We start from the raw sequence: 24,920 nt of genomic DNA, 5'->3' as shown, positions 1-24,920 counted from the left end.
GGGTGCTGACGTATGTGCTGACCCCGTTGTTCCTGCTGATCACGGTGGTCGCGGTGGTGCGTGGCGGCAGTCTCTTCCACGCTGACCCGCATGCTTCGGGTTATATCGGGGCGACGGGTGGCTGGGTGACCTTCGGTGGCTGGTTCCTGTCGTTCCTGGTGGCGTGGGCGCCGTTCGCCTCGGACTACTCGCGGTATCTCCCGGATACTCCGGAGGTGGTCTCGCGTACCGCGTGGTACACCGGGCTGGGGAACTTCGTCACGATCTGCTGGCTGGGCATCCTGGGTGTGGTCGTGGGCGGCAGTGCGACCGGTTCGGACTCGATCACCGCGCTGCACGAGCTGGCGGGCCCGTTCGCCGTCCCCGCTCTGCTGGCTGTGGGGCTGTCGGCGCTGGCGCAGAACTTCCTGAACGTCTACGGCGGGGCGATCTCCGTGCAGACGTTGAAGATCCCGGTTTCCCGGTCGCAGGCGGTGACGGTGATCTGTCTGCTGGCGTATGTGATCAGTCTGTGGGGGGAGTCGGGTACGGAGGCCAAGTTCAAGGTGTTCCTGAACCTGACGGCGTACTTCATCGCTCCGTTCGCGGCGGTGCTGCTGCTGGACTTCTATCTGGGCGGGCGTTCGGATCCGTCGCGGGTCGAGGAGTTGTACGACCGGCGTCGGGTGCTGGACTGGGGGTTTGTGGCCTGGGCGGGCGGTGTGGTGGCGTCGGTGCCGTTCTGGCAGTCCAGTTTCTACACGGGTCCGTTCTCGAAGGCGTATCCGGGCGCGGGTGACCTGAGCATGTTCGTCGCGGCCGGCGCGGGCGTGGTCCTGTATCTGCTGACCTACCGGCTCAAGCCGCTCTGGGAACGGGGTCGGGCCGGCGGTTCCCCCGACCTGATCGCCAACGAGCCGTCCACCACCGTCTCCTGACGGACCATCAGGGCCGGGTTCCACTCCCTTCGGGGGCGGAGCCCGGCCCTTCGCGCTGTGTCCTGCGCATCGCGCCGGGACGGATGGTTCACCGGCTCTGCGCGGTCGGTGTGGCGTCGGCGTGGACGGCCGGGGCCGGGGGCAGATCCAGGCCGTGGGAGGTGACCAGCCGGGCGTTGCCCTCGGTCAGGCGGTAGGACAGGCCCACGACCGCGGTGCGTCCGGAGGCGACCCGGTCGGCCAGTTCCCGGGAGCGCTCCATGAGGAAGTCGACGGAGTGCCGGACATGGGTGGCGATGAACTCGTCGTCCTCGCTCACCCCCGCGGCGTGCGCGGCCAGCACACTGGGCGTCACACGCTCTATCACGTCCCGCAGGTACCCGCGGGCGGTCGTACCGTCCGCCACCGCGGCGCGGGTCGCCGCCACGGCACCGCAGGCGTCGTGGCCGAGGACCACGACCAGCGGACAGCCCAGCACGCTCACTCCGTACTCGATGCTGCCCAGGACCTCCGGTCCCGCCACATGTCCGGCGGTGCGCACCACGAACAGGTCGCCCAGCCCCCGGTCGAAGATGATCTCGGCGGCCAGCCGGGAGTCGGAGCAGCCGAACAGGACGGCGAAGGGGCGCTGGACGGAGGCCAGGCCGGCGCGGCGGGCGGCGTCCTGGTTGGGGTGCCGGGGGGTGCCGGCGGCGAAGCGGTGATTGCCGGCCAGGAGCAGGTCGAACGCTTCGCGCGGGGTGGATGGAGCGGCGTCACTCATGACCGCAGGCTACGGCCGCAGCCGTCCGGGCAGGTGCCCGGCTGCGCCGTCCGGGCGTATTCCCGGCAGACCTGGTGCCGGAGACCCGAAGGGCCGTGCCCCCGTGGCGGCTGCCACCGCGACGGGGGACGGCCTGGGGGCGGTCAGCTGGAGGTCGGGAAGTTGAACCCGGCCGTCACCTGCTGCCTGGGCTCCGGCCAGCGGGTCGTGACGACCTTGGGCCGGGTGTAGAAGCGCACGCCCTCGGGACCGTGGATGGGGGAGTCGCCGATGAGGGAGTCCTTCCAGCCGCCGAAGGAGTAGTACGACATCGGGACCGGGACGGGCACGTTGATGCCGATCATGCCGACCTTGATGCGGCGCTGGAAGCGGCGGGCGGCCTCACCGGAGGCGGTGAACAGCGCGGTGCCGTTGCCGTAGGGGTTGGCGTTGATCAGGTCGATGGCCTCGTCGAGGCTGTCGGCGCGGACGATCGCGAGGACCGGGCCGAACAGCTCCTCCTTGTAGGCGTCCATCTCGGTGGTGACGTGGTCGAGGAGGGACGGGCCGGTGAAGAAGCCGTCCTCGTGGCCCTCGATCTTCAGCCCGCGGCCGTCCACGACCACGGTGGCACCCTGGGCGGCGGCGCCCCCGACCGCGTTCTCCACGCGTTCCTGGGCGGCCTTGGTGACCAGTGGGCCCATCTCGACGCCGGGCCGGTCGCCGGGGCCGACCTTCACCTCGTTCGCCTTGCGCTCCAGGATCCCCACCAGGGCGTCGGCCGCGTCGCCGACGGCGACGGCCACCGACACGGCCATGCAGCGTTCGCCCGCGGAGCCGTAGGCGCCGGCGGTGATGTGGTTGGCGGCGAACTCCAGGTCGGCGTCGGGGAGGACGACGGCGTGGTTCTTGGCGCCGCCCAGGGCCTGGACGCGCTTGCCGTGGGCGGTGGCCTGCTCGTGGACGTACTTGGCGATGGGGGTGGAGCCGACGAAGGAGACGGCCTCGATGCCCGGGTGGGTGAGGATCGCGTCGACCGCGTCCTTGCCGCCGTGCACGACGTTGAACACGCCGTCCGGGAGACCGGCCTTCTTGTACAGGCCGGCGACGAAGTTCGCGGCGGAGGGGTCGCGCTCGGAGGGCTTGAGGATGAACGTGTTGCCGGTGGCGATGGCGACGGGGTGCATCCACAGCGGCACCATCGCCGGGAAGTTGAACGGCGTGATGCCGGCGACGACACCCAGCGGCTGGCGGAAGTTGTGGACGTCGATGCCGCGGGAGACCTGGTCGGAGAAGCTGCCCTTGAGGACGTCGCCGAGACCGCAGACGTATTCGACGACCTCGCGGCCGCGGGTGATCTCGCCGCGGGCGTCGTCGACGGTCTTGCCGTGTTCGGCGGAGATGATCCGGCCCAGCTCCTCCTCGTGCTCGACGAGCAGCTGGCGGAAGTTGAACATGACCTGGACGCGCTGGGAGAGGGAGGAGTCCTGCCACGTCTCGAACGCGGTCGCGGCGGCCTGGACGGCGGCGTCGACCTCGGCGGCGGCGCCCAGGACGACGCGGGCCTGCTCGGCACCGGTGGCCGGGTTGAAGACGGGGGCGGTGGTGGTGCCGGTGGCCTCGGCGCCGTTGATCCAGTGCGGGATGGTGTTCACGGGAGGCACGTCCTTACAGGTAGTGGCGCTGGGCGGTCTTGTGGGCGGCGTAGGTCTCGTACGCCGTGCGGGTGGTGTCGAGTGCGGAGGTCTGGCTGACCGGGACGTCCCACCAGGCGTGGCCGGGCGGGTTCGGGCCGTAGAGGTCGGTCTCGACGTGCACGACGGTGGTGCGGGTGGCCGCCCGGGCCTTGTCCATCGCGGAGCGGAACTCCTCGACGGAGGTGGCGTGCAGGACGTCCGCGCCGAGCGAGGACGCGTTGGCGGCGAGGTCGACGGGCAGGACGTCGCCGTCCAGCCGGCCCGAGTCGCCGTCGCGGTAGCGGTACTTGGTGCCGAAGCGCTGCGAGCCGAGGGACTCCGACAGCGCGCCGATCGACGCGAAGCCGTGGTTCTGGACCAGCACGATGATGACCTTCAGGCCCTCGGAGACCATGGTCACGATCTCCTGGGCCATCATCAGATACGAGCCGTCGCCGACGAGGACGACCACTTCGCGGCTGGGGTCGGCCATCTTGGCGCCGACGCCGGCGGCGACCTCGTAGCCCATGCAGGAGTAGGCGTACTCCACGTGGTAGGCCTTCGGGTCGCGGGCCCGCCACAGCTGCTGCAGGTCACCCGGCATGGAGCCGGCCGCGTTGATGACCACCGCGCGGTCGTCCAGGACGTCGTTGAGCGCGCCCAGGATCTGGGTCTGGGCGGGCAGCGCGCCGGTGTTGCGGTCCGGCGCGAAGCACTCCTCCTCGATCTCCCGGGTGCGGGCGATCAGTTCACGGGTACGACGGCGGTAGGACTCGGCGACCTCCCAGCCGTCCAGGGCCCCGGCGAGGGCCTGGATGCCGAGCCGCGCGTCGGCGACCAGCGGCTCGGCGGAGTGCTTGACCGCGTCCAGCCGGGCCACGTTCAGGTTGACGAAGGTGACCTCGGGGTTGCCGAACACGGTGTGGCTGGCGGTGGTGAAGTCGGAGTACCGGGTGCCGATGCCGAGGACGACATCGGCCTCACGCGCCAGTTCGTTGGCCGCGTACGAACCCGTCGAACCGATGCCGCCCACGGCGTAGGGGTGGTCCCAGGGAACGGCGCCCTTGCCGGCGTGGGTGTCGGCGACGGGGATGCCGGTGGCCTCGGCGAAGGCCCGCAGCGCGGTCTCCGCACCCGAGTACACCGCGCCGCCACCGGCCACGATCAGCGGTTTCTTCGCGTTCTTCAGCAGCGCCACGGCCCGCGCGACCGCGGCGGGCTCCGGCACCGGGCGGCCCACGTGCCAGACCCGGTGCCGGAAGAAGTCGACCGGCCAGTCGTACGCCTCGGCCTGCACGTCCTGCGGCAGCGCCAGCGTGACGGCGCCGGTCTCGACCGGGTCGGTGAGCACCCGCATCGCCGCGAGCGCGGCCGGGATCAGCTGCTCCGGGCGCTGGATCCGGTCGAAGTACTTCGACACCGCACGGAACGCGTCGTTGACGGTGACGTCCCCGCCGCGGGTGTCCTCCAGCTGCTGCAGCACGGGGTCGGCGGCGCGGGTGGCGAACATGTCGGACGGCAGCAGCAGCACCGGGAGGCGGTTGGTGGTGGCCAGCGCCGCACCGGTGATCATGTTGGTGGAGCCGGGCCCGGTGGAGGCCGTGCAGGCGAAGGCCGCCAGGCGGTCGCGCATCTTCGCGTAGGCGACGGAGGCGTGGACCATGCCCTGCTCGTTGCGGGCGAGGTAGTAGGGCAGGTCGGCCTCGCCGGTGGTGGCGGCCTGGAGGAGGGCCTGGCCGAGGCCGGCCACGTTGCCGTGGCCGAAGATGCCCCACACGCCGGGGATCAGCCGCTGCTCCTGGCCGTCGCGCTCGCTGTACTGGGCGGCCAGGAAGCGGACCAGGGCCTGGGCGGTGGTCAGTCGTACGGTCTTCATCGGTCCTCTCCGAAGGGCAGCCGGTCGTCCGCGTCCTGGGAGTCCCAGGTGCCGCGCACCCAGCCGTGGGCCGGGTCGTCGCAGATCAGCCAGGCGCGGTCCTGACCCGGACCCGCCATGACGTTGAGGTAGTAGAGGTCGTAGCCGGGCGCGGCGACGGAGGGGCCGTGCCAGCCGTGGGGGATGAGGACGGTGTCGCCGGAGCGGATCTCGGCGAGTACGTCGATCGGGCGGTCCGGGGTGCCGTAGACCCGCTGGTAGCCGAAGCCGTTCTCGCCGCCGGAGACCTCGAAGTAGTAGATCTCCTCCAGCTCCGACTCGACCGGGTTGCCGGCCTCGTCGGTGCGGGCCTCGTCGTGCTTGTGCGGCGGGTACGAGGACCAGTTGCCGCCGGGTGTGAGGACCTCGCACACCAGCAGCTGCTCGGCGTCGAAGGTGCCGGGCAGGCAGTAGTTGTTGACCTGTCGGGAGCAGGCCCCGGCGCCGCGCAGCTCGACCGGGACGTCCTCCTTGCGCCCGTACCGAGCCGAGTGACCTCGCTGCTCGGTACGGGCGGAGGGCAGCGCGAACCGTCCACCGTCGGCGCTGCTGATCACGGCCGCCGACTCGCGCGGCAGATACGCGAAGTCGGTGGCCGAGGCGAACACGCCCGACCGGCCTTCGAGTTCGAAGGCGCTGCCGTCCGTGGTGACGGTGCACGAGCCCGTCAGCGGCAGCACCAGGAACTCGGAGTCCCCGGTGGACAGGGCGTGCGCCTCGCCCGGCGCCAGGGTCAGGATCCTGAGGCCGGAGTAGCCCCAGCCCGCCGACTCCGGCGTGATGCGGACGTCGTAGGGGCCGTCGGCGGCGGTGCCGGCGGGCAGGTGGTATTTGTTCGTCCCGCTCACAGCAGGCTCACCGCCTTGTCGACCGCGCCGGCGACATCGCCGTCGGACGGGTAGAGCAGGGAGCGGCCGACGACCAGGCCCTGCGCGGTCGGCTCCTTCAGGGCCCTGCCCCAGGAGGCGAAGGCGGCCTCGGGGTCGGTGACCTCACCGCCCAGCAGCAGCGCCGGCAGGGTCGAGGAGGCCAGCACCCGCTCCATGCCGGGGACGACCGGCAGCTTCAGCCAGGTGTAGGCGGTCCGCCGGCCGAGTCCGGACGCGATGCTGACCGACTTGATGACGGCGTCGGTCGACAGGTCGTTGCGGATCTTCCCGTCCTGCCACCCGGACAGGAACGGTTCGACCATGGCGATCAGCCGGCGGTCGTTGAGCTCGTTGACCGCGCGGGCGGTGTCGACGAGGGCGGAGGGGGTGGCGGGGTCGTCCAGGGCGATGCGGGTGAGCATCTTGCCGCCGTCGAAGCCCATCGCCTCGATCGTCTCGGCGTCGTACCCGGTGAACCGGTCGTCGATCTCGAACACCGAGCCGGCCAGACCCGCCCGGTTCATCGAACCGAACACGCTCTTGCCGTCCAGGACACCGAGGAGGAGCAGGTCCTCCAGGATGTCGGCGGTGCCGAGGACGCCGGTGACGCCCGGCCGTTCCAGCGCGGTGCACAGCCGGTCGAGGAGTTCGAAACGGTCGGCCATGGCGGTGGGGTCGCCGCCGACGCCGTTGGCGCCGCGGGCCGGGTGGTCGGCGGCGATGATCATCGCCTTGCCGTGCTCGCCCAGCAGCGAGGTCGCCCTCACCCGCCGTTCGGCGGCCGCCGCGATCGCGCCGGGGTCACCGACCCGCGCGTTCACGATCCGGTTCAGCTTCTCAGACAGCACGGGACACCTCGTTCAGCTTGGCGTCGACCTCGGCCTCGGTCGGCATCGCCTCCGAGCAGGCCAGCCGGCCCGCCACGATGGCGCCGGCCGCGTTCGCGAAGGACACCGTCCGCCGCGTCTCCCAGCCCGACAGCAGCCCGTGGCACAGGGCGCCGCCGAAGGCGTCGCCGGCGCCCAGGCCGTTCACGACGTCCACGCTCACGGGCGGGATCTCCGAGGCCGTACCGTCCTGGTCCACGGCCAGAACGCCCTTGGGGCCCTGCTTGACCACGGCCAGTTCCACACCCGCCGCCAGCAGTGCCTTCGCGGCGGCGTAGGGCTCGCGCTCGCCGGTGGCGACCTCGCACTCGTCGATGTTGCCGACCGCGACGGTCGTGTGCCGCAGCGCCTCCCGGTAGTAGGCGCGCGCCTCGGCCGGGTCGGTCCAGAACATCGGCCGCCAGTCCAGGTCGAACACCGTCGTGCCCGCCTTGGCCCGGTGCTCCAGGGCGGCCAGGGTGGCCGAGCGGCTCGGCTCCTCGCTCAGCCCCGTGCCCGTCACCCAGAACACGGAACTCCCGCGCACCGCCGCCAGGTCCAGCTCGTCCGGCTGGATGTCCAGGTCGGGGGCCTTGGGGAGGCGGTAGAAGTAGAGCGGGAAGTCGTCCGGCGGGAAGATCTCGCAGAACGTCACCGGAGTCGGCGCGATGTCCGACACCCCCACGAACCGCGCGTCCACGCCGTAACCGTCCAGCGCGTTGCGGACGAAGTCCCCGAACGGGTCCCGCCCGGTCTTCGTGATCACCGCGGCCGAACGGCCGTACCGCGCCGCCGCCACCGCGACGTTCGTCGGGCTCCCGCCCAGGTACTTGCCGAACGAGGTGACGTCCGCCAGCCCCACCCCGGTCTGGAGCGGATACACATCCACCCCGACCCTGCCCATGGTCAGCACTTCGAACGACATCACGCTGGAATCCCTTCACTCCGGAGGCGGGCAAGACCCAGAGTATGTCAGGACATTCTGATGTCAATATTGAATGCGGGGGGATCTCAGGGGATGGGCAGTTCGGCCCAGATGGTCTTGCCGGACGCGGTGTAGCGCGTACCCCAGCGCTGGGACATCTGGGCGACCAGGAACAGGCCCCGGCCGCCCTCGTCGTCCCGGCGGGCGCGCCGCAGATGAGGTGCCGTATGGGCGTTGTCCGAGACCTCGCAGAGGAGGGAGCGGTCCCTGATCAGCCGCAGCAGGACGGGGCCGGTGGCGTACCGGATGCTGTTGGTGACCAGCTCGCTCACCACGAGCTCGGCGGTGAACGACAGCTCGGACAGGCCCCAGGTCTCCAGCTGGCGCTCGGTGTCGGTGCGGGCGTGCGCCACCATGGCCGGGTCGGGCGGCAGCTCCAGGTCCGCCACCCGGTCGCAGCCGAGCCGCCGGGTGCGGATGAGCAGCAGCGTGGCGTCGTCCGCCTGGGGGCCGGGCGGCAGGGTCGACAGCGCCCGGTCGCACAGTTCCTCCAGCGGGCATCGCTGCCAGGTGAGCACGTTGGCGAGCCGGTCGATCCCGCTGTCGATGTCGGTGCGCCGGTCCTCCACGACACCGTCGGTGAAGAACGCCACCACACTGCCGTCGGACAGGTTCAGGTCGACGTTCTCGTACGGCAGGCTGCCCAGCCCCAGCGGCGGCCCCGGCGCCAGCGCGGACAGGGCCACCGAGCCGCTCGCGTCGGCCACGATCGGCGGGGGGTGGCCCGCGCTCGCCCACACGCAGCGGCCGCTCACCGGGTCGTAGATCGCGTACAGGCAGGTCACCCCGAGCGCCTCGTCGCCGAGCCCGTCGTCCCCGTCGGGTTCCGCGTCCTGCGCGACCAGGCCGTCCAGCCGGGTGAGCAGCTCGGCCGGGTCCAGGTCCAGCAGGGCCAGGGTCCGTACGGTGGCGCGCAGCCGGCCCATGGTCGCGGCCGCGTGCACCCCGTGGCCGACCACGTCGCCGACGGTGAGTCCGACGCGGGCGCCGGACAGCGGGATCAGGTCGAACCAGTCGCCGCCCACGCCCACACGGCTGTCGGCGGGCAGATAGCGGTACGCCACCTCGACCGCGCTCTGCTCGGGCAGGTGCTGGGGCAGCAGGCTGCGCTGCAGCACCAGGGCCGCCGAGTGCTGGCTGGTGTAGCGGCGGGCGTTGTCGATGCCGACGGCGGCCCGCTCGGACAGTTCCACGGCGAGGGTCTGCTCCTCGGGCCCGAAGGGGTCGGGGTTGCTGTGCCGCCGGAAGGTGGCGAGGCCGAGGATCGCGTCACGGGCGACCAGCGGCACGAAGAGGCAGGAGTGGGAGTGCCGGGCGGGCGCACCCCGCTCGCCGGGCTCTCCCGGCTCGTCCGGTGTCCCGGGTGGGGAGTCGTCGACGACCGGGCGGCCGGTGGCCAGGCTCAGTGCCTGCGGTGACGACGGCGGATAGGAGACGGGAGAGGTCCGGAACTCCTCCGGGGTCCGGCCGTGCATCCGCAGCAGGCTGTGCCCCGGCGCCGAGCCGGTCGGCGGCTGCCGCCCCTCGATGACCGTCGGCGGCAGGTCCACCAGCACCTCGTCGGCCAGCTGCGGCACCGACACGTCGGCGAGCTCCGCGGCGGTACGGCGTACGTCCAGCGAGGCACCGATGCGCTTTCCCGCCCGCACCAGCAGCGACAGCCGTTCCTGGGCGCGGTAGCGCTCGGTGATGTCCAGGGATTCCTCGAACAGCCCCAGCGGTTCGCCCCGGGCGTCCACCAGCCGGTAGTAGGAGCAGGACCAGACGTGCTCGCGCCCCGGGTCGGCGGGGGCGCGCCCCCGGTAGTGCATGCCCAGGATGGGTTCCCCGGTCTTCAGCACCTGCTCCATCACCTGGTCCTCGTCCGGGGGATGGTGGCGGGAGATGAACTCGCCCTCGGGGAAGAGGGCTTCGGCCGGCAGACCGACGTACTGGGCGACCCCCGCGAGCTCCAGATCGGTGGAGACGTTCCCCCAGACGACCCGCCCGTCCGTGTCGAAGATCGTCAGGCCCACGGAGGACTCGGTCGCCAGCCCCTGCAGCATCGCCAGCTGCGCCTCCCAGCCGCGCTGTGTCTCCAGCTCGGCCGCGACCACGACGGTCGCGGCGGCACCCTGGTGCGCGAGCGGGCTGAACGTCACGGCCGCGCGCAGGACGCGTCCGTCCTGGCAGCGCAGGTCCAGGACCGCGCTGCGGGGCCGGTGCGCCGTACAGAGGGCGGACAGCCGCTGCCCCGTGGCCCCGGCCAGCAGCCGGGCGGCCGGGCGGCCGAGCACGTCCTCGGGCGGATGGCCGAGGAGACGCTGGGCGGCGGGGCCCCAACCGGAGACCAGGCCTTCCGCGTCCAGTACCGCGGCGGCGGCCTTGGTGAGGTCCAAGGGGCTGTGGAAGTCGACGTTGGCAGCATTCGGAAAACGATCCATGACACCGCTTCCCTCCGTGCTCCCTCAGCATCCCGTGCCGCACGACGGAGGACAACCGCACGCCCGGCGGCCGCCCGCTCAGGGCGTCGCCAGGGCGGATTCGATGCCGCGGTGCCGGGCGGCGCCGTGCGCGAAATCGGGTACGGCCGGTGCGGCGCCCTCGCGCAGGTCGTCCAGGAACCGGCGGTAGGCGTGGGCGACCGCGTAGGCCGGTGCGTCGGCCCGGGGGTCCAGGTGAGGGACGAGAACGCAGGAGTCCGGCACGGTCAGCGGGGCGAGTCCGGTGGACGTGCCGCGGCCGCCTTCGAGGGTGAGCGGGCTGAGCTGGGGCTGGCCGATCGGGGCGGTGAGGACCAGGTCGCCCTCGGTGCCGTTGATCTCCCAGTGGAAGTTGGTCCCCCGCGAGCTGCCCCCGCGGTAGTGAACGGTGGCCACCGCGCCGCCCGGCAGCCGTCCCGAGGCCACCACCTGGTCCGCCGCGGTCATGGGCACGGGCCGGCCGCTCTCGGTGTCCACGGCCGAGGTGCGCCGTGACGCCTGCCGGATCCGCAGTTCCTCGGGCTCACCGAGGACGGACGCGAGTGCGTCGAGGGTGTGGGCGAAGGGGATGGTCAGCAGGGTCGCGCCGTTGGCGGCGTCCAGGACGTAGTGGCCGCGGGGAGCGGTGGTGGCGCCCCAGGCTCCGCCGGACGCCACCACCGTCGTGGACAGCACCTCTCCCACGTAGCCGTCGGCCACGAGGTGGCGGGCGTGGGCGAGGGCCGGGTGCGACCGCGCCTGGAGTCCGACGGCGGTCGGCACGGCACGGGCCCGCGCCTGCCGGGCCATGTCCTCGGCCTCCGCGAGCCCGTTGCCCAGCGGCCACTCGCACAGCACGCCCTTTCCGGCGCTCAGGGCCGTCTCCACCAGTTCCCGGTGGTACGGCACCTTCACCGCCACGACCACGAGGTCCACCTCGTCGCAGGCGGCCAGTTCCGCGGCCGTCCCGAAGGCGCGGGACACGCCGTGCACCTGCCCGGAGCGCTCCGCGGACTCCCGTGAACTCGTGCTCAGCGCCCTCAACTCGTAGCCCGGGACGGCACGCAGGGCCGGCAGGTGCGAGCGCTCGGCCCAGCTGCCGTGCGCCCCGAGCCCGACGATCCCCACACCGACCGGCTTCCCGGACCGGGCCCGCCGGGCGAGCGGTGACTCGGAGGTGTTCATGGTGCTCGTGTCCACGGTGCTCATGATGCGGAGGGCCTACCTTCTGCGGGCTGTTAGCGTTGACATCTCAACACACTAGAAAGAGGCCTGTTGATATGTCAACGCCAGTGGGCGGGTCCGGCGAGCCCATCGGGCAGCCCGTGCCGGAGCCCGTCGATCTCTGGTCCGCCTTCAAGCGCGCCCACGAAGTCGTCCGGACCCGTGTGATCGCCGACACCGCGGAGGCGGCGGGCCTGTCCGAGCCGGACCTGACGATCCTCGTCAACCTCGACAAGGCGGGTGGCGCGCTGCGCCAGAGCGAACTCGCCGCGTCGCTCGGCTGGGACCGCACCCGCGTCTCCCACCAGCTCACCCGCATGAGCGGGCGCGGACTCGTCACCCGTGAACGCGCCGGCGGTGTCACCGTCACCCTCACCGACGCCGGACACGAGGCCGTCGCCGCCGTGGGCCCCGGTCTGGAGGCCGCGGTACGCCGTCACTTCACCGACAAACTCACCGCGCGGGAAATCGAGACGCTGAACTCCTTGCTCCGCCGGCTGTAGCTTTTCGCGAAAGTCTTTCGGAAACGTGCCGGTGACACGGCGGTACCGCGTCCCAATACTGACTCCAGCCGCTCAGGGCTCCTTGAGCCGCCTTCGTATTCCCTGAGCAGCAGGGCGCGAAAGGGTTTCCGCATTCATGAAAACTTGGGCAAGAAAGGCTCTCGCCGCGGCGACAGCCACCGGTATCGGCGTGGCATTCGCCATAGCCTCCGCGACCAGCGCGTCGGCATATCAGCCGAGTCCGTCGAACCTGTATGCCGCCACCAATTCGGCCTCCTGCAACAAGAGCCCGTGCGTGCTCTACCCGAAGTCGGCGCAGCTGCCCGACGGACGGATCGTGGCCACGTTCGAGGACAGCGAGACCGCCCCGGTCGGCCAGACACTCCCGGTCTACAAGAGCGACGACGACGGCACGACGTGGTCGAAGCTCACCGACGTCAAGGCCCCCGCCTATCTGTCCACCGACTCCCAGTACGCCAAGTACACGAGCAACTGGACGAACCCCTACCTCTATGTGCTCCCGCAGGCCGTCGGCAACCTGAGCGCCGGCACGCTGCTCCTCGCGAGCGTCGTCTCGGGCGACGACTACTACTACGAGGAGCAGAAGGCCGCGAACTCCTCCTGGACGCCGACCAGTGACGGCGACCGCAAGGACGTGGCGCTGGCCCTGTACTCCAGCACGGACGACGGGGCGACCTGGAGCTTCCAGAACATCATCGCCGCGGGCTCCTGGCAGGGCGGCAGCGCGGGCAGCATCGGCCGTACCTCCACCGCGAACACGAACAAGCAGGTCGACCCGGTCTGGGAGCCGCATCTGCTCGCCCACAACGGGCAGCTCATCGCCTACTACTCCGACGAGAACGACTACACCGGCTACGACACCACCACCGGCGCCCCGACCCTCGACCCGGACAACGCCACGGCGACGGACTCCGGCGGCCAGGTCCTGATGCACCGGACGTGGGACGGCACCGGCTCCGCGTGGAGCAGCCCGGTCGTCGACGTCCCCGGTTCCACCGTCAGCATGGGCAGCGGCAAGACGGAGATCGGCGGCGGCCGCCCCGGCATGACCACGGTCGCGCCGACGACCGACGGCAAGTGGCTGATGACGTACGAGTACTGGGGCGGCGGCACCAACGTCCGCTACCGCATCGCCGACGACCCGACGAAGTTCTTCGCCGGCACCGACGGCGCGATCACGTCCCTGCCGGTCCCCTCCGGCGGCAGCACCCTCGCCACCGGCGGCAGCCCGGTCCTGCTCCCCATGCCCGACGGCCGGATCGTGTACAATGCGGCCGGCAGCGGCAGCGTCTGGGTGAACGAGTCCGGCACCAGCACCGGCACCTGGAAGCAGTACCAGACCCCGATCGCCGCCGGGTACAGCCGCCAGCTCCAGTACGTCGACGGCACCGGCCGCGTCCTGGTCCTCCAGGCCTCCTGGAGCGGCACCAGCGTGGGCCCGGTGAAGTACGCGGAGGTCGACCTGGGCCGTTCCGACGGCGCCTACTACTCCCTGGTCAACCGGCTGACGGGCCAGGTCCTGACCACCGACTCCGGCAGGACTCAGGACGCGAACCTGACCGGGAACACCCCGGACCTCGTCCTCGGCGCATCGAGCTCCACGTCCCTGACCCAGCGCTGGCACCTCCAGGCCACGGGCTCCGACGTCACCCTGCTGAACAAGGCGGGCGGCCGCGCGGTGGCCATCTGGACCGGCACGGCGACGGCGGGCCAGAAACTGACCCAGTGGGTCGACGACGGCGCCACCGACAAGCGGTGGACCGAGGTCGCGTCCTCGACCTCCGGCTACTACAAACTGCGGTCGGTCAAGAACACCAGCCTCTACATGACCGGCGCGACCGCGGGCGGTTCCGTCACCCTGGCCGCCTCGACCGACGACGGCTCCCAGGACTGGCAGCTCGTCCAGGACCCGCTGCCCACGGCCGCGACCTTCACCCTGAAGGGCACGAACTCCGGCCGCTGCCTCGACGTCCCGAACGGCGCGACCGGCGTCCAGGTCCAGATCTACGACTGCTCGGGCAACGCCAACCAGACCATCACCCAGACCGCGGCGGGCGAACTCCGGGTCTCGGGCAAGTGCCTGGCCGCGGACGGCGACGGCACCACCGCGGGCACCAAACTCATCCTCTGGGCCTGCAACGGCAAGACCAGCCAGCAGTGGGCGTTCCGCGTGGACGGCACCATCGTCAACCGCGCGAACGGTCTCGTGATCGACGTGACCAACTGGGGAACGGCCAACGGGTCCAAGGTCCAGCTCTGGACCGGCCTCGGCAACGCCACCCAGACCTGGAGCAGGGCGTAGCAGTACCACGCACCGGGTGCCGGAATCTTGTCTGCCGGCGCCCGGTGCTGTTGGCTTGCGGCGGGATCATCGAGCGGGGCGGACGTGGAGTGACCGTTCAGGACAAGGGACAGCTGGACGCCCAGTACGGGCTGCTGACGAGCATCGCCCAGGAGGCGGGTGTCTCGCTCAGCACGGTGTCCAAGGTGGTGCACCGGCGCCGTGACGTGGGCGCCGCGACCCGTGCGCGCGTGGAGGAACTCCTGGCGCGGCACGGGTTCGTGCGCGCGTGGGAGCGCGAGGCCGAGGCGCCGCGCCAGATCATCACGGTGTTCCGGGACCTGTCCGGCCCCTACACCCTGGAGGTCGTCCGCGGGATCGTGGACGCGGCCGGCGAACTCGGCGTCGACGTCGTGACCGGCACGACGAGCAGGCGGTCCATCTCCCAGTGGCTGGAGGAGTGCGTGGCGCTCGGCGCCGCCGGGCTGGTCATCGTGATCTCGATGCTGTCCGAGGACGACCAGCGGCGGATCGTCGAGCAGAAGCTGCCGGTGGTGCTGGTGGACCCGCTCAGCGCGCCCTCCTCCGACATCCCCAGCATCGGGGTGACGAACTGGAGCGGCGCCAGGGAGGCGGTGCAGCACCTGCTCGGCCTCGGCCACACCCGGATCGGCATGGTCGCGGGCCGCTCGCACTCCCTGGCCGGGTCGGCACGCCTGCACGGCTACCGAGCCGCCCTGGAGGAGGCCGGCATCGGCTACGACCCGGCCATCGTGCGCTCCACCGACTTCGACTATGACGAATCGCTCGCCGCCACCCTCAGACTCCTGCGCGCCGAGCCGCCGCCGACGGCCGTCTTCGCCGCCAGCGACGCCCAGGCGCTGGGTGTGCTGGAGGCCGCCCGCCAGCACGGACTGCGGGTACCGGACGACCTCGCGGTGATGTCGTTCGACGACACCCTGGTGGCGGCCATGGCCAGCCCGCCGCTGAGCGCGGTGCGCCAGCCGTTCGAGGAACTGGGCCGGGAAGCGACCCGGGTGCTCCTGCAACTGGCGGAGGGACGCCCCCCGGCGTCCCTCCGCATCGAACTGGCGACTGAGCTGGTGCTGCGGACCTCTACGAACGCTCCACCGGCACACCGTGCCGACGAGGAGCGGTGACCTCCCGCTCCTCCCCGACCAGCCGGATCCTGACCTCGGCCGGGGTGTCACCGCTGGACGAGCCCGCGTACAGCAGGATCTCGCCGGGCTCGACGATCCGGCGGCCCGTCAGGCCGGTGAAGGCCAGGTGGTCGCTGTGGACGCCGAAGCGGACCGTCGCCTCCTCCCCGGGCTCCAGCCGCACCTTGGCGAAGCCGAGCAGTGCCCGCACCGGCCGGGTGACCTGGGCGACCGGGTCGGTGAAGTACAGCTGGACGGTCTCGGCACCGGGCCGTGAACCGGTGTTCCGCACCCGCACGGAGACCGTGAACTCCCCGTCCGTCGCGACCAGTTCGCCGTCGACGGCCAGGCCGTCGATTTCGAAGGCGGTGTAGGAGAGTCCGTGCCCGAAGGGGAAGGCGGGGGTGGGGTCGAGGTTGGACAGCCAGCTCTGCCGGTCGCCGAGCGGCGGATGCAGATACGTGTACGGCTGCCCCGCGGGCGAGTTGGGGATCTGCACCGGCAGCTTGCCGCTGAAGTTCGCCGTACCGGCGAGGAGTTCGGCGACCGCGCGGCCGCCCTCCTCGCCCGGCAGGAAGACCTGCACCATGGCCGCGGTGTCCGCCGCGAACCGCCCCACGGCGTACGGCCGTCCGCTGCTGACCACCAGCACGACCGGGGTCCCCGTCGCCAGCACGGCCGTCACCAGTTCCTCCTGCACGCCGGGCAGCCGCAGGTCCTCGACGTCGCAGCCCTCGCCGGAGGTGCCGATGCCGAACATGCCGGCCTTGTCGCCGACCACCAGCACGGCGAGGTCCGCACCGGAAGCGGCGGAGACCGCGCCGGGGATACCGGACCGGTCCTCGTCCCTGACCGGACAACCCGGCGCGAACTCCCACTCCACACCCGGCAGTTCCGCGGCGAGCGCGGTGCGCAGCGACACCGCCTCGACACCGTTGCCGAGGTCGTCGCGCTCGGAGAGGACGTGGTTGGGGAAGCTGTAGCAGCCGAACATCGTGCGGACGTCGTCGGCGCACGGCCCGATCAGGGCGATCCGGCCGGCGGACGGCAGGGGCAGCCCGCCGGAGTTGGCCAGCAGCACCGCGCTCGACCGGGCGACCTCGCGGGCCAGGTCCCGGTTCCCGGGCTTGTCCAGCTCCAGTTCGCCCGCGCGCAGGGCGGGCGGCTCCGGGTCCCAGCCCGGGTCGAGCAGCCCGAGCGCCACCTTCTGCCGCAGCACCCGGCGCACCGCCCGGTCGACATCGGCCTCGGCGACCGCTCCCCGGCCCACGGCCTCGACGAGCGCCGCGCCGAAGCCGCGCTGGTCGGGCAGCTCGACGTCCATGCCCGCCCGCAGTGCCAGCGCCCCCGCCTCCGGCAGATCGGCCGCCACCCGGTGCGCGTTCACCAGGAACGGCAGCGACCAGTAGTCGGAGACGACCGTGCCCTCGAAGCCCCACTCCTCGCGCAGCACCCCGGTCAGCAGCCATCGGCTGGCGGCGGGGGCCTCGCCGTCGATCTCGGCGTACGAGTTCATGACCGAGCCCACTCCGGCGGCGACGATCCGCTCGAAGGGCGGCAGGATCACGTCGTACAGCTCACGCCGGCCGATGCCCACCGGGGCGTGGTTGCGGCCGCCCATCGACGAGGAGTACCCGGCGAAGTGCTTGAGGGTGGCGTACACCCCGGCGCTCTGCAGGCCCAGCACATACGCCTCGCCCATCTCGCCGACGAGATACGGGTCCTCGCCGTACGTCTCCTCGCAGCGGCCCCAGCGGTAGTCCCGGACGACGTCGACGACCGGGGCCAGGCCCTGGTGGACCCCGGCCGCGGCCATGTCGGCGCCGATGGCCGCGCCGACCCGCCGGATCAGGGCCGGGTCGAAGGTGGCCGCCATGCCCAGCGAGGTGGGGTAGATCGTGGCGCCGTAGGCGGTGAAACCGGTCAGGCACTCGTCGTGGGCCATCGCCGGGATGCCGAACCTGCTCTGCGCCATGATCTGCCGCTGCCGCTCGGCCAGCAGCCGGGCGTGTTCCAGGGCGGGGCGGGGGACGGTGCCGTAGGGGCGGGTGAGCTGGCCGAGGCCGTGCCGGGCGGTCTCGTCGAGGTCGCCGACCCGGCCGAACAGGTTGGTGCCGGGGGCGACCTCGGGCCCGGCCGGCTCGACGTCCTCCCAGGTGCTGCTGAGCTGGGCGACCTTCTCCTCCAGGGTCAGCCGGGCGAGCAGCGCCTCGACCCGTTCGTCCGCGGATCGGCCGGGTTCGGTCCAGGGGCGGTCGTCACCTGCCGGGGCGGGAGCGGAGTGGTCCGGCGTGGTGGTCGTCATGCACGACTCCTCGTGGGGGTTGTTGCGTGGGCATGCCGAGGGAGGCCGGCGCGTCTCAGCACCGGCCGACTCCCCTGCGATATGCGTTACTTGGAGAATCCGGCGGTCAGTCCGGCGACCAGCTGCCGTCGGGCGAGGACGAACACCACCAGCATGGGAAGGGTGGAGAGGACCACCGCCGCCATGGTCGCGGGCACGTTGATGCCGAACTCGCCCCGGAAGAGCGTCAGGGCGAGCGGCAGTACGGCCTTGTCGCCGCTCTGGGTGAGGATCAGGGGGAAGAGGAAGCCGTTCCAGACCTGGAGGCCGTCGTACACGGCGACCGTCACCAGTGCGGGCCGGGCCATCGGCGCGGCGAGCGAGAACAGCATCCGCCAGTCGCCGGCGCCGTCGACGACCATCGCCTCGAACAGCGAGCGCGGGATGTCGCGCAGGAAGCTGACCAGGATCATCACGGTGACCGGCAGCGCGAACGCCGCCGAGGGCAGCACGATCGCGAGCAGGCTGTCGTACATCCGCATGCGGATGATCAGCAGGTAGACCGGGATGATCACCGCCTGGAGGGGGATCGCCAGGCCCAGGAGGTAGAGGCGGAAGGTCAGCCGGGACCAGGGGTTGGTGTAGCGGACGATCGAGAACGCGGCCATCAGGGCGACGACGATCACGATCACGACCGTGGCGGCGGTGACGATCACGCTGTTGAGCAGGTAGGTCGTGAAGTCGCCGTCGAGGACGGTCTTGTAGTTGTCCAGGGTCGGGTGGCCGGGCAGGGCGAGGGGGTTGCCGGTGGTGAAGTCGGCCTGGCCGCGGAGGCTGGTCACGACCACCCAGTACAGGGGTACGACGACCAGCGCGGTCCACACCAGGGTGGCACCGCCGGTGGCGGTACGGCGCAGGGTCGCTACGACGGTGCTCACATGCCCTCCTGCTGGCTGTCCATCCGGGTGAACCCGGACAGGCGGGTGGTCAGCAGCGACAGCGCGAGGCCGAAGACCACCAGAAGCGTGGCCATCGCGCTGGCCCGGCCCATGTCATGGGCCTGGAAGCCCGTGATGTACATGGCCAGCGGCAGGACGCGGGTCGCGGTGCCCGGACCGCCGGTGCCGCCGGACAGGACGTAGATCAGGTCGAAGTAGGTCAGCGAGCCCACCAGCATCAGCGTGCTCGACGTGACGAACGTGTACTTCAGCTGCGGCAGGGTGATCCGCAGGAGACGGGTGACGGGCCCGGCGCCGTCGATGGCGGCGGCCTCGTACAGCGACACCGGGATCTGGCGCACACCGGCCTGGTAGAGCAGGGCGTGGAACGGCACGAACTGCCAGGCGATCACGAAGATCACCGTGTACAGCGCCAGGTCGGGCGAGCCGAGCAGGGGCTTGGCCAGCCAGTGCAGGCCCGGGGCGGCGCCGATGCCGAAGGACGGGTCGAGCAGCGCCTGCCAGGTCAGCCCGATCGCCACCGCGGACAGCAGCAGAGGCAGGAACCAGAGCACGGCGAAGAGCGCGCGCAGCCGGCCCCGGGGCGCCTGGAAGAGGCCGAGCGCCAGGGCCAGCGGCGTCTGCACCAGCCAGCTGACCACCATCACCTTCACGGTGAGCCACAGCGCCTGCCAGGTGGCGCCGTCGGTCAGGACGCCGGTCCAGTTGGCGAACCCGGACCAGCCGATCGAGCCGAGGCCGTCCCAGCGGGAGAGGCTCAGCACCAGCACACCCACCAGGGGGACCAGGCCGAACAGACCGAACAGGAGCAGGGCGGGCGCGGCCATCAGCAGACCGCTGTAGCGGCGGCGCCCGCCACGGGCCGTGCCCGGCCGCGCCCTGTGGGACGCGACCGGCCGCGACGTACGAACCACGGTGGTCACTACTGCGCCGCCTTGCTCATGTTCGTGCCGAACTGCTCGGGCGTGATCTGCCGCAGGAACGACTTGTCCACGTTGGTCAGCAGCGGGTCGGCCTGGTCGGAGGGCAGCGCCTGGTCCCAGGAGAGCTGGAAGCCCGGGGAGTTCTGCACCAGGCCGTATACGAAGGTCAGCCACTTCTTGTCGTCGGCCGACTTCACCGCCGCCAGCTTCGAGTCCAGCTTGTTGACCGGGGGCACGCTGCCGGCCGCCAGGTAGGCGTCGATCTGGGAGTCGTTCAGGACGTAGTTCTTGAAGTAGGTGAGGGCCGCGGACTTGTTCTTGCTCTTCGAGTTCAGGGACAGGAAGTTCGACGGGTTGCCGACGATGTCCTTCGCGTCGCCCTTGCCGCCGGACAGGGCCGGGAAGGCGACATAGCCGAGGTCCTTCTTCACGAAGTCGGGGGCGGCCTTGACCAGGTTCGCGTACTCCCAGGTGCCCATCAGCTCCATACCGGCCTTGCCCGTGTAGAGCAGGGCCGTGGAGGCACCCTGGTCGTAGCTGACCGAGGAGGCGTTGTCACCGAAGGCACCGGCCTTGGCGAGCTCCTGGAGGTCCTTGTTGGCCGCGGTGACCGAGGCGTCCTTCCAGCCGGCCGCGTTCCCCGAGGCGATCCCGTCGAACACGCCCGAGCTGCCCTCGCGGTCCAGCAGGTACTCCAGGTACATCAGCGTCGGCCACTTGGAGTTCGCCGCGAGGGAGATCGGGGTGACGCCGGCGCCCTTGAGCTTCTTGACGTCCGTGAGCAGGTCGTCGTACGTCTTCGGGGCCTCGATGCCCGCGGCCTTGAAGACCTTCTTGTTGTAGTAGAGGACCACCGGGGCGAGGCCGTTGGCGGGCACGCCGTAGACCTGGCCGTCGAAGGTGGCGCTCTTCAGGACGCTCGGCGTGAACCGCAGCAGGTTCACCTGGGCGTCGGTGAGGGTGTCGACCTTGCCCGCCTTGACGTAGTCGTCCAGCGCGCCGCCGCCCCAGCTGAAGAAGATGTCCGGGGCCTGGTTCGCGCCGAAGGCCACCCGCAGCTTCTGCTTGTAGTCGTCGTTCGCGAACAGCCGCAGCGTGATCTTCGCGTCCGGGTGGTCCTTGTTGTAGGCGTCCACCGAGTCCTTGAGGATCGTCTGGTCGTTGAGCGCCCACATCGTCAGGCCCTTCGACGACGACCCCCCGGACGAACCGGCCGGCCCCGAGGTCCCGCACGCGGCGAGCAGGCTCATGGCCGCAGTCGCGGTGACGGCGGCCACGACCGCGCGTCGCGTTCTCGCAAGCGCGCGGTCTCCCGCACGACCGAGTACCGGGTATCCGTGCATGCTCTGTCTCTCTTCTCTCGGCACACGCCTTGTTCCTGCGCCAGGCAGCTGAGCAGCTCGCACGAAAAGCTTTCGGTGCTGTCACCGCGGACGGTCTGCCTGCTGGACCGGGACACTGACACGGAATTCACAGCCCGGACAAGGAGGGGAAAACCGTCGGTTACGAAACTTTTTCGTGACTCCGGCGAGGACCGGGCGGCTGACCGGAGGGACGGCCTCCGCCGGACGGCGCGGAGGACGGCGCGGAGGACGGCGCGGCGCGCGGGAAGGCTTCCTCCGGACCGGCGGCGTTCGCGAGGTCCCGACGCGTCCCGGCTGCCTCCGTCAGCGCACCGGCCCGGTCGAACCGCGGACCACCAGCTGGGGCGCGAGACTGAACTCCCGGGCCGCGCCGGCCGTGCCCGTGCCCTGGCCGAGCCGTTCCACGGCGGCCCGGACGGCGAGCTTCGCCATCTGCCGGGCGTCCTGGCGGACGGTGGTGAGATCGATGTGCGCGAGCCGTGCGGAGCGGATGTCGTCGTATCCGACGATCGAGACCCGGCCGGGGACGTCGACCCCGGCGTGGCGGAGCTCGATGAGGAGTCCGATGGCGCACTGGTCGTTGCCCGCGACGACGGCGGTGGGGAGCGGGCCGGCGGCCAGCAGGGTGCGGGCCGCCTCGGAGCCGGACAGTTCGGTGTAGTCGCCGGGCACCACCCGGGCCCGGCCCCCGAGTCCGTGGCGGCGCATCGCGTCCAGATAGCCGGCCCGCCGCTCGGCGGCACCGGGCCGTTCGCCGCCGTCGACGTGGACGATGTCGCCGTGCCCCAGGGAGACGAGGTGCTCCACGGCGATCCTGGCGCCCTCCTCGTCGGCGGTGTGCACCGCGTCGAACACCGTCTCGTTCTTGGGGCGGCCGATCTCCACGACCGGGACCTGGTCGCCGATGCCGGCGGTGCAGGCCTCGCGCGCGCCGATCAGGATCATCGCCTCGCAGCGTGAGGTGATGAGCGACTCGACCGCGCGGCGCTCGCCACGGCTCGGGACCACCGCGCTCAGCACCACGTCGTAGCCGGCCTCCTCGGTGGCGGCGTAGATGTGCTCGATGAGATCGGCGTGGAAGGGTTCCTGGGCGCTGAACATCACGCCGAGGAGCCGGCTGTTGCGGCGGCGGAGCAGCTGGGCGGCCTGATCGGGGCGGTAGCCGAGTTCGGCGGCGGCCTGCCGCACCCGCTCCCGGGACTCCGCGCTCGGGCCGGGCGCGTCCCGGATGACCAGGGAGGCCGTCGCCCGCGACACGCCCGCGCGGTGCGCCACGTCCAGCAGCGTCGGCCGCTTCGGGGTGGACATACGACCTCCCGGGCCTCGACGACGGCAGGGCAGCCGGCTGCCTTGTCTCGCCTGCAGTATAGATCGATCCAAACCAAGGGTTGACGGCCGCCCGGGGACGTCACATCATTCCAGCCAGACGCAATTTAGATCGATCTAAGTGAAGGGAAGTGCTCATGCGGATCGCCCTCATCGGACGCGGACGTATCGGGCGACGCGTGGTGAAGACCGGAGCCGGAGGCCAGGGATGAGCGCCGTCCGCTGGGGGATGCTGTCGACCGCCGGGATCGGCCGGGTGGTGGCCGCCGCCCTGGCGTCCTCGCCGCACGCGGACCTGGTCGCCGTCGGCGGGCGGGACGCCGAACGGGCCCGCCGCTACGCCGACGACATCGGGGCGGCGGAGGGCTTCGGCTCGTACGACGAGCTGCTCGCCTGCGAGGACATCGACGCCGTGTACGTCCCGCTGCCCGTCGCGATGCACACCGAGTGGACGGTCAAGGCCCTCGAAGCCGGCAAGCATGTGCTGTGCGAGAAGCCCCTCGCCCTCGACGCCGCCGACGCCGCGCGCTGTTTCGACGCCGCCGAGGCCGCCGGGCGGCTCTGCGCCGAGGGGCTGATGTACCGGCACCACCCGCAGACCCGGCTCGTCCGCGAGCTCGTCGCGGACGGTGCGATCGGCCGGCCGGCCCAGGTCCGGGCCGCGTTGACGGTCGCCGTCCCGCCCGGCGACATCCGGCGCACCACCGCCCTCGGCGGCGGGGCCTCGCTGGACCTCGGCTGCTACTGCGTCAGCGCCATCCGCCTGCTGGCCGGGCACCCGCTGCGCGTGCACGCCGCGCGCGTCCTCGACCGGGCCGAGGGTGCGGAGGGCGCGGACCTGCGGCTGGCCGCGACGCTGGAGATGCCGGACGACGTACTGGCCCAGTTCGACGTCGCGCTCGACTTCCCCCGGCGGGACGAGCTGGAGGTCATCGGTACGGAAGGGAAGATCACCGTCCCGGATCCGTGGCTGTGCCGCACCGGACACATCGAGCTGGAGCGCGACGGCGAGACGCGTCGGCTGCCGGTCGACCCGGACGGCGCGTTCGGGCTGACCTTCGCCGACGACCCGGACAACACCGACGCCTACCGGATCGAGTTCGAGGCCGTCTCGGACGCCATCGCCCACGGCACGACGCCGATGTTCGGCCGTGCCGACGCGGTCGACCAGGCGGAAGTGGTGGACGCGATCCGCCGGGCCGCGGCCCTCGGCCGCCCGGTCGAACCGGCGCCCTCCGTCGCTGCCATCAGCCGCTAGGCCCACAGGTCCACAGGCCCCCCAAGGAGCCCCGCCATGACCACACCCCTGCGCGTCGGCATCGTCGGATGCGGCAACGTCGCGCTGAACTTCCACGTACCCGCCTACCAGGCGGAACCGGACCGCTTCACCGTCACCGCCCTCGCCGACCCCACCCCGGAACGGCTCGAACTCGGCCGTACGAACACGGGGTTGACGCCCGAGCAGGTGCACAGCGACGCCCTCGCGCTGCTCGCCCGCGAGGACGTCGACGTCGTGGACGTGTGTACCCCGCAGCATCTGCACCGCGACCTCGTGATCGCCGCGGCCGCCGCCGGCAAGCACATCCTGTGCGAGAAGCCGCTGGCCGCCACGCCCGCCGACGCAGCCGCCATGGTCGAGGCCGCGGACACGGCCGACGTCGTGCTCGGCGTCGTACACAACTACCTCTTCTTCCCCGAGATCATCGCCGCCCGGGCGCTGATCGACGACGGCGCGATCGGCGAAGTCCGCACGGTGGCGGTCGACATGCTCGGGGTCGTCGACTCGCCCGGTGCCGCCGGTTACCGACCGCAGTGGCGGCACGACCCCGCCGCGGCAGGCGGCGGGGTGCTGATGGACATGCTCCACGGCGTCTACCTCGCCGAGCACCTCCTCGCCGAACCCGTCGAGAGGGTGTCCGCGTACGTCGACGCCGCGACCCCCGGTGACGCGGTCGAGGGTCTCGCCCTGTGCCGCCTGGAGAGCGCCCGCCGCGCCGCGCTCGTCAACATCGGCTGGGGATTCGGCCCCGGGGGCATCCGGATCAACGGCGGCAAGGGACGCATCGTGCTGCGCTACCGCGACGAGGGCACCATCCCGTGGGCCCCCTTCGAGGCGCTGCGGCTGACGACCGAGGCCGGCACCGAGACCCTCGGTCTCCCGGCAGGACAGGAACTCGTGCCGCTGGTCGCGGACGCGTTGCGGGCCACCGTCGCCGACTTCGCCGACGCGGTCACCGTCGGCCGGGCCCCCGCCGCCCCCGGGCGCGCCGCCCTGCACACCCTGGAGGCCACCGTCGCCGCCTACACCTCCGCGGCCCTCGGCCGGAGCGTCGGCATCCCCCTGCCCGTCGACAGCCCCGTACACCGACGGGGTGTGACCGGGCTCGGCGAACTCGACGTACCCGCCACCTCGACCGTCCGCACCCGCGGCCTGTTCGGACTCGCAACCCCCAACGGGAGCTGA

The 24,920-nt window shown here is 71.7% G+C and carries 18 protein-coding genes and 1 pseudogene; 6 read left to right on the top strand and 13 right to left on the bottom strand.

Annotation, left to right across the window (positions count from 1 at the left end):
- Nucleotides 1-917: pseudogene (locus tag AB0D85_RS37490) on the top strand (cytosine permease); the annotation flags it as partial.
- A gap of 88 nt (nt 918-1,005) precedes the next feature.
- On the opposite strand, the gene AB0D85_RS37485 reads toward AB0D85_RS37490, so the two are convergent.
- The 8 genes from AB0D85_RS37485 to AB0D85_RS37450 form a co-directional block, all read right to left on the bottom strand.
- Complete coding sequence (locus AB0D85_RS37485; RefSeq protein ID WP_362330472.1) at nt 1,006-1,680, bottom strand: carbonic anhydrase; 675 nt, start codon at nt 1,678-1,680, stop codon at nt 1,006-1,008.
- 143 nt (nt 1,681-1,823) lie between these two features.
- The gene (locus AB0D85_RS37480; RefSeq protein WP_362330469.1) at nt 1,824-3,314 is read right to left on the bottom strand and encodes a CoA-acylating methylmalonate-semialdehyde dehydrogenase; all 1,491 of its coding nucleotides are present in this window, start codon (nt 3,312-3,314) and stop codon (nt 1,824-1,826) included.
- A gap of 13 nt (nt 3,315-3,327) precedes the next feature.
- Nucleotides 3,328-5,211, bottom strand: coding sequence for a 3D-(3,5/4)-trihydroxycyclohexane-1,2-dione acylhydrolase (decyclizing) (iolD, locus tag AB0D85_RS37475; RefSeq protein ID WP_362330466.1), 1,884 nt, complete (start codon nt 5,209-5,211; stop codon nt 3,328-3,330).
- Nucleotides 5,208-6,098: a 5-deoxy-glucuronate isomerase gene (iolB, locus tag AB0D85_RS37470; RefSeq protein WP_362330463.1), complete on the bottom strand. Its 891-nt coding sequence runs from the start codon at nt 6,096-6,098 to the stop codon at nt 5,208-5,210. Before iolB ends, iolD begins: the two co-directional genes overlap by 4 nt.
- A complete protein-coding gene (locus AB0D85_RS37465) occupies nt 6,095-6,967 on the bottom strand; it encodes an aldolase (RefSeq protein ID WP_362330460.1) in 873 nt (290 codons plus the stop codon). Before AB0D85_RS37465 ends, iolB begins: the two co-directional genes overlap by 4 nt.
- Entirely contained in the window at nt 6,957-7,910 is a 954-nt protein-coding gene (gene iolC, locus AB0D85_RS37460) for a 5-dehydro-2-deoxygluconokinase (RefSeq protein WP_362330457.1), read from the bottom strand. The genes AB0D85_RS37465 and iolC overlap by 11 nt, the downstream gene beginning before the upstream one ends.
- A gap of 86 nt (nt 7,911-7,996) precedes the next feature.
- Entirely contained in the window at nt 7,997-10,393 is a 2,397-nt protein-coding gene (locus AB0D85_RS37455; protein ID WP_362330454.1) for a SpoIIE family protein phosphatase, read from the bottom strand.
- Nucleotides 10,394-10,471: 78 nt separating this feature from the next.
- Complete coding sequence (locus AB0D85_RS37450; protein ID WP_362330496.1) at nt 10,472-11,596, bottom strand: Gfo/Idh/MocA family oxidoreductase; 1,125 nt, start codon at nt 11,594-11,596, stop codon at nt 10,472-10,474.
- 95 nt (nt 11,597-11,691) lie between these two features.
- Between AB0D85_RS37450 and AB0D85_RS37445 the strand changes: the two genes are divergently transcribed.
- The 3 genes from AB0D85_RS37445 (at nt 11,692) to AB0D85_RS37435 (ending at nt 15,600) form a co-directional block, all read left to right on the top strand.
- Nucleotides 11,692-12,138, top strand: coding sequence for a MarR family winged helix-turn-helix transcriptional regulator (locus AB0D85_RS37445; RefSeq protein WP_362330452.1), 447 nt, complete (start codon nt 11,692-11,694; stop codon nt 12,136-12,138).
- A gap of 136 nt (nt 12,139-12,274) precedes the next feature.
- Nucleotides 12,275-14,461, top strand: coding sequence for an RICIN domain-containing protein (locus AB0D85_RS37440; protein WP_362330451.1), 2,187 nt, complete (start codon nt 12,275-12,277; stop codon nt 14,459-14,461).
- 89 nt (nt 14,462-14,550) lie between these two features.
- Entirely contained in the window at nt 14,551-15,600 is a 1,050-nt protein-coding gene (locus AB0D85_RS37435; protein ID WP_362330448.1) for a LacI family DNA-binding transcriptional regulator, read from the top strand.
- On the opposite strand, the gene AB0D85_RS37430 is transcribed toward AB0D85_RS37435, so the two are convergent.
- From AB0D85_RS37430 to AB0D85_RS37410, 5 genes are all read right to left on the bottom strand, one after another.
- Complete coding sequence (locus tag AB0D85_RS37430) at nt 15,557-17,905, bottom strand: glycoside hydrolase family 3 N-terminal domain-containing protein (protein ID WP_362330445.1); 2,349 nt, start codon at nt 17,903-17,905, stop codon at nt 15,557-15,559. The genes AB0D85_RS37435 and AB0D85_RS37430 overlap by 44 nt on opposite strands.
- 86 nt (nt 17,906-17,991) lie before the next feature.
- Nucleotides 17,992-18,822: a carbohydrate ABC transporter permease gene (locus tag AB0D85_RS37425; RefSeq protein ID WP_362330443.1), complete on the bottom strand. Its 831-nt coding sequence runs from the start codon at nt 18,820-18,822 to the stop codon at nt 17,992-17,994.
- Nucleotides 18,819-19,670, bottom strand: a complete 852-nt coding sequence (locus tag AB0D85_RS37420; protein ID WP_362330493.1) for a sugar ABC transporter permease — start codon at nt 19,668-19,670, stop codon at nt 18,819-18,821. Before AB0D85_RS37420 ends, AB0D85_RS37425 begins: the two co-directional genes overlap by 4 nt.
- 95 nt (nt 19,671-19,765) lie before the next feature.
- Complete coding sequence (locus AB0D85_RS37415; RefSeq protein WP_362330441.1) at nt 19,766-21,016, bottom strand: extracellular solute-binding protein; 1,251 nt, start codon at nt 21,014-21,016, stop codon at nt 19,766-19,768.
- A gap of 417 nt (nt 21,017-21,433) precedes the next feature.
- Nucleotides 21,434-22,438: a LacI family DNA-binding transcriptional regulator gene (locus tag AB0D85_RS37410; protein ID WP_362330439.1), complete on the bottom strand. Its 1,005-nt coding sequence runs from the start codon at nt 22,436-22,438 to the stop codon at nt 21,434-21,436.
- Between the two features lie 226 nt (nt 22,439-22,664).
- Here AB0D85_RS37410 and AB0D85_RS37405 point away from each other — a divergent pair, with 226 nt between their 5' ends.
- Together AB0D85_RS37405 and AB0D85_RS37400 are read left to right on the top strand one after the other, a co-directional pair.
- The gene (locus tag AB0D85_RS37405; protein ID WP_362330436.1) at nt 22,665-23,714 is read left to right on the top strand and encodes a Gfo/Idh/MocA family oxidoreductase; all 1,050 of its coding nucleotides are present in this window, start codon (nt 22,665-22,667) and stop codon (nt 23,712-23,714) included.
- Between the two features lie 36 nt (nt 23,715-23,750).
- Nucleotides 23,751-24,920 carry a Gfo/Idh/MocA family oxidoreductase gene (locus AB0D85_RS37400; protein WP_362330433.1) on the top strand — a complete coding sequence of 390 codons (1,170 nt, stop codon included), beginning with the start codon at nt 23,751-23,753 and terminating at the stop codon, nt 24,918-24,920.

It is taken from the genome of Streptomyces sp. NPDC048277 (genome assembly GCF_040652235.1).
GTDB lineage: Bacteria > Actinomycetota > Actinomycetes > Streptomycetales > Streptomycetaceae > Streptomyces.
This window is presented reverse-complemented; position numbering and strand designations above follow the sequence as displayed.